The organism is Ekhidna sp., assembly GCF_039960695.1.
Classification (GTDB): Bacteria; Bacteroidota; Bacteroidia; order Cytophagales; family Cyclobacteriaceae; genus Ekhidna.
In genome coordinates this window covers 223,641-236,639 of record NZ_JBDVKP010000019.1, presented here as the reverse complement: position 1 = coordinate 236,639, position 12,999 = coordinate 223,641, and the positions used below count along the sequence as shown (strand labels likewise).

Annotated in this window: 12 protein-coding genes and 2 pseudogenes; 11 read left to right on the top strand and 3 right to left on the bottom strand. The window is 40.9% G+C overall.

Annotation, left to right across the window (positions count from 1 at the left end):
- Positions 1–17 precede the first annotated feature (17 nt).
- Positions 18–470 carry a hypothetical protein gene (locus ABJG98_RS14710; RefSeq protein ID WP_348280297.1) on the top strand — a complete coding sequence of 151 codons (453 nt, stop codon included), beginning with the start codon at positions 18–20 and terminating at the stop codon, positions 468–470.
- Here ABJG98_RS14710 and ABJG98_RS14705 read toward each other — a convergent pair whose 3' ends face one another.
- Positions 471–1,025 carry a thioredoxin family protein gene (locus ABJG98_RS14705; RefSeq protein ID WP_348280296.1) on the bottom strand — a complete coding sequence of 185 codons (555 nt, stop codon included), beginning with the start codon at positions 1,023–1,025 and terminating at the stop codon, positions 471–473.
- Positions 1,026–1,079: 54 nt separating this feature from the next.
- Here ABJG98_RS14705 and ABJG98_RS14700 point away from each other — a divergent pair, with 54 nt between their 5' ends.
- Both ABJG98_RS14700 and ABJG98_RS14695 read left to right on the top strand, forming a co-directional pair.
- Positions 1,080–2,726, top strand: a complete 1,647-nt coding sequence (locus tag ABJG98_RS14700) for an amidohydrolase family protein (RefSeq protein WP_348280295.1) — start codon at positions 1,080–1,082, stop codon at positions 2,724–2,726.
- A 4-nt stretch (positions 2,727–2,730) separates the two neighbouring features.
- Positions 2,731–3,711 carry a tetratricopeptide repeat protein gene (locus tag ABJG98_RS14695; protein WP_348280294.1) on the top strand — a complete coding sequence of 327 codons (981 nt, stop codon included), beginning with the start codon at positions 2,731–2,733 and terminating at the stop codon, positions 3,709–3,711.
- On the opposite strand, the gene ABJG98_RS14690 is transcribed toward ABJG98_RS14695, so the two are convergent.
- Positions 3,683–4,615, bottom strand: coding sequence for a glycerophosphodiester phosphodiesterase family protein (locus ABJG98_RS14690; protein ID WP_348280293.1), 933 nt, complete (start codon positions 4,613–4,615; stop codon positions 3,683–3,685). The genes ABJG98_RS14695 and ABJG98_RS14690 overlap by 29 nt on opposite strands.
- A gap of 46 nt (positions 4,616–4,661) precedes the next feature.
- Entirely contained in the window at positions 4,662–6,422 is a 1,761-nt protein-coding gene (aspS, locus tag ABJG98_RS14685; protein ID WP_348280292.1) for an aspartate--tRNA ligase, read from the bottom strand.
- A gap of 89 nt (positions 6,423–6,511) precedes the next feature.
- Here aspS and ABJG98_RS14680 point away from each other — a divergent pair, with 89 nt between their 5' ends.
- From ABJG98_RS14680 to hisH, 8 genes and pseudogenes are all read left to right on the top strand, one after another.
- Positions 6,512–7,066: a hypothetical protein gene (locus tag ABJG98_RS14680; RefSeq protein WP_348280291.1), complete on the top strand. Its 555-nt coding sequence runs from the start codon at positions 6,512–6,514 to the stop codon at positions 7,064–7,066.
- Entirely contained in the window at positions 7,066–7,518 is a 453-nt protein-coding gene (locus ABJG98_RS14675; protein ID WP_348280290.1) for a nucleoside deaminase, read from the top strand. Before ABJG98_RS14680 ends, ABJG98_RS14675 begins: the two co-directional genes overlap by 1 nt.
- A gap of 63 nt (positions 7,519–7,581) precedes the next feature.
- On the top strand, positions 7,582–8,181 hold the full coding sequence (locus ABJG98_RS14670; RefSeq protein ID WP_348280289.1) for a superoxide dismutase: 600 nt from the start codon (positions 7,582–7,584) through the stop codon (positions 8,179–8,181).
- A gap of 291 nt (positions 8,182–8,472) precedes the next feature.
- Positions 8,473–9,330 carry an ATP phosphoribosyltransferase gene (gene hisG, locus ABJG98_RS14665; RefSeq protein WP_348280288.1) on the top strand — a complete coding sequence of 286 codons (858 nt, stop codon included), beginning with the start codon at positions 8,473–8,475 and terminating at the stop codon, positions 9,328–9,330.
- Positions 9,331–9,347: 17 nt separating this feature from the next.
- Entirely contained in the window at positions 9,348–10,628 is a 1,281-nt protein-coding gene (gene hisD, locus ABJG98_RS14660; RefSeq protein WP_348280287.1) for a histidinol dehydrogenase, read from the top strand.
- 68 nt (positions 10,629–10,696) lie between these two features.
- Positions 10,697–11,698 (top strand): annotated as a pseudogene (gene hisC / locus ABJG98_RS14655) (histidinol-phosphate transaminase); the annotation flags it as partial.
- A gap of 42 nt (positions 11,699–11,740) precedes the next feature.
- Positions 11,741–12,304: pseudogene (gene hisB / locus ABJG98_RS14650) on the top strand (imidazoleglycerol-phosphate dehydratase HisB); the annotation flags it as partial.
- Positions 12,305–12,415: 111 nt separating this feature from the next.
- The gene (gene hisH, locus ABJG98_RS14645; protein WP_348280286.1) at positions 12,416–12,994 is read left to right on the top strand and encodes an imidazole glycerol phosphate synthase subunit HisH; all 579 of its coding nucleotides are present in this window, start codon (positions 12,416–12,418) and stop codon (positions 12,992–12,994) included.
- Positions 12,995–12,999: the final 5 nt, after the last annotated feature.

Sequence of the window (12,999 nt, the reverse complement as noted above, 5' to 3'; positions counted from 1 at the left end):
GAGCAATGATTTAAGGTATGAAACTGATTTCGCTAACGTTTGTGTTAATTTCTGTCTTAATTTCTAACTGTCAAGAGGAAGTGCAAAGTTCAGATATAGAAAAAATAGTCTTTGGAACAAGCTTTGGAATGTGTGCCGGCTATTGTACACAAACACTTGAAATATCCGATGGACAAGTCATCAAGACCGTTATCCCTAGATTGAATCCAGAGTTGGAAGAAAGAAGCTGTGAAAAGTCTTTCGACTCTTATGAGTCAATTGTTTCCAGCGTTGACTTAGTTGCCTTTGCTGAATTGGAGGAAACTATTGGTTGTCCAGACTGTACAGATGGAGGTGCTGAGTGGATTGAAATAACTACACCAGAGGGCTCTAAAAGAGTGACTTATGAGTTTGGCAAGGAACCCAGCGCTGTGAAGTCATTCATAAAAGACCTAAGAAAGCTATACGATGAAATGGGAGAATGTGGCTAATCACTTCCATTTAATGCTACATCCTATGCTAGGTTTTTGATCCTCAGCTTGGGGTTCATCTTCGAGATGTGCTTCCAGGGCATTTATTAAATCGTCACCAGTAACAGGTTCTGGATTTCCGGGGGTACTTGCGTCAAACCTGCCACGATAAATACATTTTAACTCCTCATCAAATAAATAAAATTCAGGTGTACACGCCGCCTGATAAGCTTTTGCTACCTCCTGAGATTCGTCAAATAAGTATGGAAAACAAAATTCAAACTCTTCTGCTTGTGCTTTAAGACCTTCCGGCGCATCGTCTGGGTATGCACTCGAATCATTTGAACTGATTGCTACAAAACCAATTTTTTGCTCTGTATACTGTCTAGCTACAACCGCTATCTCCTCTTCAATATTTTTTACATACGGGCAATGCGCACAGATAAACATTACAACAAGACCATATTCAAGCTGGACATCCTCTAATGTCTTATTTTCTCCCGAAACCACATCAGGTAAGTCAAAGTCTGGAGCTACCGTTCCTAAGGGCATCATATTAGATTCTACTGCGGCCATACTGTCGAATTGATTATTTTTAAATCTGAGCTAAAAGTTAATACATCACAAAACATGAAAAAATTCTTAACCACTCTTTTCGTTTTTTTTGTCTTAGACGTTTCAATGGCACAAATCACTCCTGCCCCATCAAGAACTGCTGGTGACGGTCCATTCGACATGACAATCATTCGGGGAGCTACTCTTATAAATGGTAATGGTGCTCCTCCAATTGGACCTGTCGATATTGTTATCGAAAAAAATAGGATTACGAAAGTTCAGGTTGTTGGTTACCCTGGAGTTGAAATAAATCCTGAAAGACGTCCCAAACTCGTAGGAAATGGAACAGAAATAGACGCAGAAGGAATGTATGTGCTACCCGGGTTTGTAGATATGCATGGGCACATAGGTGGAAGCAGCCAGGGCACTCCAGCAGAATATGTATTTAAGCTTTGGTTAGCTCATGGAATTACAACAGTAAGAGATCCTTCTGCCGGCAATGGACTCGATTGGGTGTTGTCACATAAAAATAGAAGTACAAATAATGAAATAACGGCGCCAAGGATTCTGGCCTATACCTCATTTGGTCAAAATCTTGAAGATGTTAAAATAACACGAAACTTGCCGGGCGAACGCTCAGTCTCTAGCGAAGTATTAAAGGGACCAATCATCAATGCAGAAGAAGCAATTTCATGGGTTAGAGCTAATTATCGTAGAGGAGCTGATGGTATTAAATTTTTTGGAGCTTCTCCTGAAGTAATGGAAGCTGCCCTCAAAGAAAATAAGCGTCTGGGCCTACGCTCGGCCTGCCATCATGCTCAGCTTAATGTAGGGTGGTGGAATGTCCTCAATTCTGCCGAAGCAGGATTAACATCCATGGAACATTGGTATGGTTTGCCGGAAGCCATGTTTGACGATCGGGTAGTTCAGGATTACCCAGTGGATTACAACTACCAGAATGAACAAGATCGATTTGGAGAAGCGGGAAGGCTCTGGCAGCAGGCTGCAAAGCCCTATTCTGAAAAATGGAATGAGGTTATGAATAGGTTGTTGGAATTGGATTTCACTTTAGATCCTACATTTAATATATATGAAGCTAGCCGTGACCTGATGCGATCGAGAAATGCCGATTGGCATCAAGATTATACGCTACCCTCACTTTGGAAATTTTATCAGCCAAGCAAAGTTTCCCATGGGTCTTACTGGCACTTTTGGGGGACTGAAGAGGAAGTGGCCTGGAAAGAAAACTACAAGCTGTGGATGACTTTCGTCAACGAATACAAGAATCGTGGCGGGCGAGTGACCACAGGATCTGACTCTGGCTTCATTTTCCAGCTTTATGGATTTGCCTACATCCGTGAACTCGAACTCCTCCGAGAAGCTGGCTTTCATCCGTTAGAGGTGATTCGATCGGCTACATTGATGGGCGCTCAAGCGTTAGGAATGGAAAAAGAAATTGGCACTGTGGAGGTAGGGAAAATGGCCGACTTAATCGTTTTAGAAGAGAACCCATTGGCTAATCTTAAGGTGCTCTATGGTACTGGAGCTATCAAGCTTACTGAAGATAATGAGATCACCCGTGTCGGTGGTGTGAGATACACGATCAAAGATGGCGTGATTTATGATGCCAAAGAGCTATTGAAAGAGGTGAGAGACATGGTGAAAGAAGCTAAAAATGGCGAAGAACTAAAACAACCTGGATATCCAAACTGGAAAGAATAAACCAATGAAAACAATCCACCTAATCTTAATCGCAGCACTATTTTTTCAATGTCAATCCGGCGGCAATTCATCAAATCATGAATCAATTGCCTCAGAAGTGAAAACTGAGAAAGATCCCACTAAGGTTTACAACTTCATGGGTGAGGAACTTCCTGAAAAACAACTCTCCGAAAGTGCTAAAAAGCAACTAGAAGTGAATCTTCAAGAGGCAAAAACAAGCCTTGATGCCAATCCTGATAGCCTTGAATTAATCATTTGGTATGGCCGAAGGCTAGCATACTTGGGAAGATATCTTGACGCTATTGCAGTATATACTGCTGGATTGGAAAAATTTCCTACATCGTATAAGTTAAGAAGGCACAGAGGTCACAGGTACATTTCAACGCGGCAACTGGATAAAGCCATTGAAGATTTTGAAATGGCCGCTTTTTACAGTGTTGGAGCACCTAATGCAATCGAACCAGATGGCATTCCAAATAAACTTAATAAGCCATTGGGTAATGATAAATTCAATATATGGTATCATTACGGGCTGGCACATTACCTAAATGGCAGGTTTGACAAAGCCATCTCTGCATACAAAAAATGCATGGAGTATAGTGACAATGACGATTTATTGGCAGCCACTTCTTATTGGCTTTACATGACTTATAAGAAAATTGGAAATGCTGAATTGGCCCAAGGACTTCTAGAAACCATTAGTAGCAAAATGACAATGGTAGAAAACGATGCTTACCTGGATTTGCTATTACTTTTTAAAGGTGAAAAAAATGATCAGAATTTATTGACAAAAGCATTTCCTGAAGGTGGCGATATCAATCCTACGTTAGGATACGGCATAGGTAATTGGTATCAGCAACAAGGGAATGTGGACAAAGCCAACGAAGTTTTCTTGAAAATTTTAGAAAGTCCGAGTTGGGATGCGTTTGGCTACATTGCAGCTGAAGCAGAATTAACTACTGCTTTTCCTGTCCCAGTCTCATAATCTCATTGCGAAGCTGAATTGCTACGTTGGGGAAATCTGTGATAATTCCATCAACACCGGCATTCAACATTTTGATCATATCCTCTCGTGTATTTACCGGGTATGCATGCACTTCATAACCTTTAGCGTGCATCTGAAAAACACGCCTTGGAGAAAGCGTCTCCCATTGAGGATTGATAGCCTTCATTCGGTTACTCTCTTTGGCTCTTCCCATGTGAATCCTTGTTTCTACATAAAAAGCTATAAGTGGAGCAGAATCTTCCCCGATAATAAGTGCCTTTGTCTGAATAAGAGGGTCAAGTTCATGTACCTCATCCAGGTATTTTGGTTCATACGACTGCAGGATAATCCAATCCTCACCATTCTCTTCACTTAGAACCACATCCACCAACTTCTCGGCAAAATCGTGATAATGTGGATGATCCATGTGCTTGATTTCTATCAACACCGTGACTTTGCCATCTACAAAATCTAATACTTCCTGAAGGGTAGGGATTTTTTCGTTTTTGTACTGAGAGTCAAACCATGAGCCTACCTCAAATTGCTTGATCTCTTCAAGTGTGTAATCATGGATGTCACCCGTCACCGGGTTGCCCAGAGAATCTCTCGTTACCCGATCTAACCTTTGATCATGAAATACCACGATTTCTTCATCTTTAGTATGGCGAACATCTAGCTCAATTTGATCTACACCAAGCTCGATTGCTTTTTTGAATGAAGCCATTGTATTCTCTGGTGCCAATCCAGAAGCTCCTTTGTGAGCAATCACTTGAAATTCTTTACCAGCTAAACGATCTATGTCTGTGCTTGCAAATAAATGTCGATACAAATACGGCTCGAAGAGCGATAATGCTCCGAATAGGATAAAAAACGGCGCGGAATAAAGTAAAAACTTCTTAGTCATTAGGGTGATTTTAGACTGGAAAAGTTAGTAAAAAAAGTACCAAAAGCTACGATTTTGTTGGTTCTACTAGTTTTAATCCTAACTCATCAAGTTGTGCATTGGAGATTTTAGATGGAGAATCGATCATCACATCTCTTCCGGCATTATTTTTTGGGAAGGCTATAAAATCCCTAATGCTTTGCTCACCTGCCATAATTGCACACAATCGATCAAATCCAAAAGCAACTCCGCCATGTGGTGGTGCTCCATATTCGAATGCGCCCATTAGAAACCCAAACTGAGCTTCTGCCTCTTCCTTACTGAAACCCAATATTTCGAACATTTTGGCTTGCATCTCTCGATCATGGATTCGAATAGATCCACCACCTGCCTCCACACCATTGATTACCATATCATAGGCATTGGCTTTAACAGCACCGGGATCTGATGTTAGCTTTTCTACATCTTCAGGTTTTGGTGCAGTAAATGGATGATGCATCGCGTGATATCTATTTGTTTCTTCATCCCACTCTAAAAGTGGGAAATCTAATACCCAAGCAGCAGCCACTTTGTTCTTATCTCTGAGACCTAATCGCTCGCCCATCTCTAAACGAAGCTCATTGAGTGCTTTTCTTGTTTGATTTGTTTCTCCGGCGAGAACTAATAACAAGTCTCCAGGCTTGGCATCAAATTTATCAGCCCAGCTCTTCAGTGCTGTTTGATCAAAGAATTTATCTACAGAGGACTTGAATGTCCCGTCCTCATTGCATTTCACATAAACAAGTCCCTTAGCCCCAATTTGAGGCTTCTTCACAAAATCAGTAAGTCCGTCCAGTTGTTTTCGGGTATATTCAGAACATCCTGGAGCATTGATTCCCACGACTAGTTCAGCGCTATCAAAAACTACAAAGCCTTTCCCTTGAGTCAAATCATTCAGCTCATGAAATTCCATTCCAAAACGCAAATCAGGTTTGTCAGAGCCATACTTTATCATTGCCTCATCATAGCTGATACGCTGGAAATCGTGTAATTCAATTCCTTTAATTTCCTTGTACAAATACTTCGTCATTCCTTCGAACGTCTGTAACACATCTTCCTGCTCTACAAAAGTCATTTCACAATCTATTTGCGTGAACTCAGGCTGACGATCTGCACGTAAATCTTCGTCTCGGAAACACTTTACAATTTGGAAATATCGATCCATCCCAGCCACCATAAGCAGCTGTTTGAATGTTTGTGGAGATTGTGGTAGTGCATAAAACTCATTTTCATTCATGCGAGATGGCACCACAAAATCACGTGCGCCCTCAGGAGTCGATTTTATCAGGTACGGAGTTTCCACCTCAAAAAATGCTTCTGTATTCAGGTACTCTCTCACTTTCTGCATCATGGTATGCCGCAGCTGGAGTTTTTCCCTGATGGGATTTCTTCTGATGTCGAGGTATCGATACTTCATCCGCAAATCTTCACCACCATCTGTCTCATCTTCAATAGTAAATGGAGGCACTTTTGATGCATTAAGTAATTCCAACTTACTCACTCGAATCTCAACATCTCCCGTCAGCATTTTGTCATTCTTTGAGTAGCGTTCTACTACTTCACCGGTAGCTTTTACAACAAACTCTCTCCCCATCTTCTTTGCCTGATCAATAATTGACGGTTCGGTCACACCCTCTTCAAAGATCAATTGAGTGATTCCGTATCGGTCTCGAAGATCAATCCATACCACACCACCTTTGTCTCTTTGCTTTTGCACCCATCCGCAAAGTGTCACGGTTTGTCCAACATGTTCTGAACGTAATTCTCCACAAGTATGTGTGCGTAGCATAAATCTCTTAAATTGATGAATTTGAAAATAAAGGCGCAAAGGTAGGATCATCGTCCCAAAATACCCGTCAAGTTTTTAGCTTTGAGCTCATGAAAAATTTCGCACTATTCTTATTTGGCATTTTACCACTGGTTGTCGCATCACAAGATAAGATGGTCAAGCACCAGATCAACGATGAAATATCTTATGAAGTCCCTTCTACATTCACTTTGATGAGTACAAGTGATCGGATGCAAAAATTTGTTTCTGCACGTGAACCACTGGCTATGCACTCAACCATGGACAGAGAAGTAGATCTCGGCATCAACTGGAACCCTATGCGATGGACTTCCAAAGATGATGAGATCGTTTATGGCTTTTACAAAGCCTCCATTCAGTCCATGTTTGATGATGTTGAATTTATTCAAGATGCGATTAAAGAAGTCAACGGTAAAAAATTCATAGTCTTTGAGTTTGTGTCTTCGTTGAAAAGCGAAAATGCTTTTTCTGGACCAAAATCTTCACGATACTACACTTATATCCAGTACACTTCATACAACAAGCAGGTGTTATTGTTCAATTTTGGATGCAAAGCCCGTCTAATGAACACATATCAGCCAATAGCCAAACAGATAATGAATAGCGTGAAAGTGGAGGAGAAATAATGAGCCTAAGTATCTACAGTGATGAGCACTTCATGAAACAAGCACTCAATGAAGCGCAAAATGCATATGAAGAGGGTGAAATTCCAGTGGGTGCAGTAATCGTATGTGAAAATAAGATCATTGCAAAAGATCACAACCGGACTGAGCGATTGAATGATGCCACTGCACATGCGGAAATGTTAGCGATAACAGCAGCGCAAAATCATTTAGGATCCAAATACCTAAACGAATGCTCCATGTTTGTCACACTGGAACCGTGCAGCATGTGTGCTGGGGGACTTTTTTGGACACAGATCGGCCGTATAGTAATTGGGGCTCTGGACAAAGAACGGGGCTTTTCCAACTTCAGCAAAGCCATTATTCACCCAAAAACTCAGCTAAAACTTGGAGTGATGGCAAGCGAAAGTGAAGTTTTACTAAAAGACTTCTTTAAAAAGCTTAGAGGCAACTAAACATGCCATACTCTTGTTATCTTCACAAATCATTTTTTTAAGGAACTATAAAATCACATAATTATGGCTTTTGAATTACCAAACCTACCGTATGCACACGATGCATTGGAACCACATATAGATGCAAAAACAATGGAGATTCACCATGGCAAGCATCACGCAGGATACGTTGCAAAACTGAACGGAGCAATAGAAGGAACTGATCTGGAGGGAAAGTCTCTGGAAGATCTGGTAAAAAATCATTCAGACAATGGAGCAGTAAGAAACAATGGCGGCGGTCACTGGAATCACTCCTTATTCTGGGAAGTGATGAGTCCTAATGGTGGCGGTGAACCTTCAGGTGCTTTAGCTGATGCTATCAACAGTGCATTTGGCTCTTTTGATAAGTTCAAAGAAGAATTCAGCAATGCTGCAGCTACTCGATTCGGTAGTGGTTGGGCGTGGCTTTGCAAGAATAATGATGGCACTGTTTCAGTTTGCTCAACACCAAACCAAGACAATCCATTGATGCCAAATGCTGGATGCGCTGGTACGCCAATCCTAGGACTTGATGTCTGGGAGCACGCCTATTATCTGAATTACCAAAACAGAAGGCCAGATTATATCAACGCATTTTTTAATGTGGTAAACTGGGATGCAGTAAGTCAAAGATTTGCTGGATAATCCTCAATAAAAAAATCGATATATATTTGCGATAGAAATGAGAACAAATACTCTACAGCATCATGTACATCATTACAACTTCACTCGAAGGAGGTGAGAAGATGATGCTATAGTATATAAAAAATAAATACAAAGGCCTGTCGGATTACCGACAGGCCTTTTTTTGTTACTACGGACAGAAAACCATTGAGTATGGTTAGCATTTCAAAAACAAAATAGAAGTCAAAGAACTAATTAATCAAAACAACCTCCACTTGGGAAGGTTCGGGAAAAGCAAAACGATCAAAGCATATGGATCAAATTCTAAAAATCGCAGTACAGAAAAACGGACGCCTGAATGAGAAAAGCATGGGTTTGCTAAAAGAATGCGGTATTAAAATAAACAATGGTGGCAAATTGATGTCTACCGCCTCCAATTTTCCTTTGGAGATCTTCTATCTCAGAGATGATGATATTCCGCAATATGTTGCCGAAGGTGTTGCCGATATAGGGATCGTTGGGGAGAATGAATACCTGGAAAAACAGCAGCCAGTAGAAATCATTAACCGAACCGGATTTTCTAAATGTCGCCTGTCACTGGCCATTCGAAGAGAAGAAGAATACCTCGGATTGGCTTGGTTTTCTGGCAAAAGAATAGCTACAAGCTATCCGGTAATTCTTAGGAATTTCTTAGAAAGGAATAAAATAGAAGCTACAGTTGAGGTGATAAGTGGTAGCGTAGAAATTGCTCCAGGCATTGGCCTTGCTGACGCTGTTTTTGACATTGTCAGCACTGGTAGTACCCTATTAGCAAATGGGCTTAAAGAAGTGGAAGTGGCACTGAAAAGCGAAGCGATATTGGTTGCCAATACCACGTTGACTTCTGAGAAAAAACAAATCCTGGATAAACTGTTATTCAGAATAGAAGCAGCAAAATCAGCAAAACAAAACAAATACATTCTACTGAATGCTCCAAACGAGAATTTAAAGTCAATTATTGAGCTACTACCCGGCATGAGAAGCCCGACTGTTCTTCCGCTCGCGGATGAAGGATGGAGTAGTGTTCACAGCGTAATCAAAGAAGATGACTTCTGGGAAGTGATTGATCAACTAAAAGAAAAGGGAGCAGAAGGTATTCTGGTTTGTCCTATTGAAAAAATGATTGTATAAATCGATTGAATTTAGAGATGAAGAAATACACATATCCTGACAAGTCCCAATGGCCTCAACTTTGCAAAAGGCCTGCCTTCGATCCAGCTGAGTTGGAGAATAAAGTAGCTTCTATTTTGAAAACAGTGCAAGTCAATGGAGATCAGGCGCTACTAAACTACAGTAGGGAATTTGATAAAGTTGAACTTGACAGCTTGTCCATTAGTCTAACTGACAAAACGTTTACAATTGACTCTAAATTGGCTGAGGCGATTAAGGTAGCCAAATCCAATATTGAAAAATTCCACGGCTCCCAAAAGGAAGAGACTCGAGTAATTGAGACAATGCAGGGCGTTGCCTGCTGGCGAAAAAGTATAGCTATACAAAAAGTCGGTCTTTATATACCTGGAGGCTCAGCTCCTTTGTTTTCAACGTTATTGATGTTAGTAATACCTGCACAAATTGCTGGATGCAATGAAATTGTGGTGTGTACTCCAGCTGATAAATCTGGAGGATTGAACGAAGTAATTGGCTGGACATGTAAACTCTTGGGAATCAAAAAAATATTCTTAACAGGCGGAGCTCAGGCTATTGCGGCGATGACTTTCGGCACAGCATCCATTCCAAAAGTAGATAAGATCTTTGGCCCTGGAAATCAATATGTAACAGCTGCCAAACAAATGGCACAAAAGATTGGAGTAGCAATTGATATGCCTGCCGGCCCTAGCGAGGTGTTGATTATTGCTGATGATTCTGCTTATCCAGCGTTTGTTTCAGCAGACCTACTCTCTCAGGCAGAGCATGGATCGGATAGTCAGGTTGTATTGGTAAGTGATTCTGAAAAATTGATTGCTGAAGTTGGGATAGAGCTTCAAAAACAAATTGAAGACCTCCCACGAAAAGAAATAGCAGAACAAGCAGTGGCAAGCAGCCGATCTATTCTTTTAGAGTCGCTCGATGTAGCTGTAGAATTCAGCAATGAATATGCACCAGAGCACTTGATTATTGCCACAGAAAATGTCGATGCAATTGCTGAAAAGGTCACTGTAGCAGGAAGTGTATTCCTAGGAAACTGGAGTTGTGAAAGTGCCGGTGATTATGCAAGTGGAACCAATCATACATTACCAACTAATGGTTATGCCAAGAACTACAGTGGAGTTTCTGTGGATAGTTTCGTAAAAAAAATAACCTTTCAAAAATTGACAGAAGAGGGCATAAAAAACCTAGGCCCACATCTAGAGAAAATGGCAGAAGCTGAGCAGTTAAAAGGGCACAAAAATGCAGTAAGCTTGAGATTAGAGAAGTTGAAACCTTCCTGAAATTCAAGTGATGGAGAAAATAATGCTGAACAATTCTCCCTCCAAAGAGGGAAATAAAGACGAAAAGAATGTTTGATATCAACAAAATTACCCGGCCAAATGTATTGGCAATGAAACCATACAGCAGTGCACGAGATGAATTCGATGGACTTGCTGATGTATCCCTGGATGCCAATGAGAATCCGTTTGGCTTTGGACTCAACCGCTATCCAGACAGATCACTAATTGATTTAAAGAAAGCATTTGCTGCTTTTCGAAATACGGATTCTAGCCAATTGATTTTTGGAAATGGAAGTGATGAGCTCATTGATCTCTTGATTCGTGCTTTTTGCGAGCCGGGGAAAGATAAGATTCTCACATTCACACCTTCTTTCAGCATGTATGCTGTTTGCGCTCAAATCAACAATGTGACGGAAATTCAAAAGTCTCTCAATGAAGATTTTCAAATTGACCCTGAATCAATAAAAGATGAACTTTCAAACCCAACCCTTAAGCTGATCTTCATCTGCTCTCCAAACAACCCAACGGGAAACAAAATTGATACCCAAACCATACTCTCTCTAGCTGACAATTTTAATGGTCTGGTTGTGGTAGATGAAGCTTATGTTGATTTCAGTGATGAGACACTTGTAGGGAACAATACACCCAACTTATTCATTCTGCAGACCTTCAGCAAAGCATTTGGACTAGCAGGAGCAAGACTCGGAGTTGGTATTGGAAGTAAGGAAGTAGTCGATATACTTAATAAAATCAAACCTCCCTATAATGTAAACTCCATTACTCAACAGCAAGCAATAGCAGCATTGGAGCGACCGGAGGAAATAAAAAAACAAGTATCTATTCTCATAGAAGAACGAACGAAACTGATCTCCGCTTTGAGAGAAATAGCAGCAATAAAAAAGGTTTACCCTTCAGCCGCTAACTTTCTTTTGGTAGAATTTAATGATTCAAAAAAGGCTTACGACGATCTTTTAGCAAAAGGTATTGTAGTAAGGAATCGCTCAAGATTAGTCGCGAACTGCCTAAGGATAACTGTAGGTACGCCTTCAGAAAATTTAAAGCTTATCGCAGCGCTGCAAAAACAAGAATATAAGTCTCACGGACGAATCGGACAGTGTATGCGCTCAACTTCAGAAACTAAAATCAAAATTGAAGTCAATCTGGATGACGCCAAAAGCAGCTCGATATCAACAGGAATAGCTTTCTTCGATCACATGCTGGATCAAATTGCCAGGCATGGATCCATAGGATTGAATGTTCTGGTAAAAGGAGATCTCAACATTGATTCACATCACACTATTGAAGACACAGCTTTGGCATTGGGCGCTGCTTTTAATGACGCGCTCAGGGAACGGAAAGGAATCGAGCGCTATGGATTCTTACTGCCAATGGATGATTGTCTTGCTCAAGTAGCTATTGACTTTGGAGGACGTCCATGGTTAGCGTGGAATGCTGAATTCAAGGCAACACATCTGGGAGAATTGCCCACTGAAATGGTTTCTCATTTCTTCAAATCATTTTCTGATACCGCAAGATGCAACCTCAATATCAAAGCAGAAGGTGACAATGATCATCATAAGGTTGAGTCTATCTTCAAGGCATTTGCCCGTGCAATAAAGATGGCTGTGAGGGCGAATGAGTCTGGCATTCTACCAAGTACAAAGGGAATTTTATGAATGGAAACAACATCCCCTTCCCCCCTTCAAAGGGGGATTTACTACTTATTCTATTCAGAGGAAATATCCCCTTGAGGGGACCGTGTGGGTGTTACGTTACAAATCACAATTATGATCGCAATAGTTAAATACAATGCTGGCAATATCCGATCGGTGAAAAATGCACTGGATCGTATTGGCGTAAAATCAAAACTTACAGATGATCCCGCTGAGCTACAAGCCGCTGAAAAAGTGATTTTCCCCGGAGTTGGTGAAGCTAAATCTGCTATGAGTTACCTCAAGGAACGAAAACTTGATCAGGTACTTCTTTCTCTTAAGCAACCTTTCCTGGGAATCTGCCTTGGCATGCAATTGATGTGTTCCTATTCGGAAGAAAGAGATACTGACTGTCTTGGAATCTTTGATGAGAAAGTGAAGAAGTTTCCGCCCAAAGGACTTGTTCCACATATGGGCTGGAATGACTTCAATGAAACAAAAGGTCCACTTTTCAAAGACATTGGAAATGATGAAAACATGTACTTTGTTCATAGCTACTATGTCGAAGTTGGACCAGATACGGTTGGCGAAACTGAATATTTAATCCCGTTCACCTCTGCTCTTCAGAAAGGTAACTTTTATGGTGTGCAATTTCACCCTGAAAAATCAGCAGATAGTGGAAGAAGATTGATTGAGAACTTTTTGAGAATATGAACCCA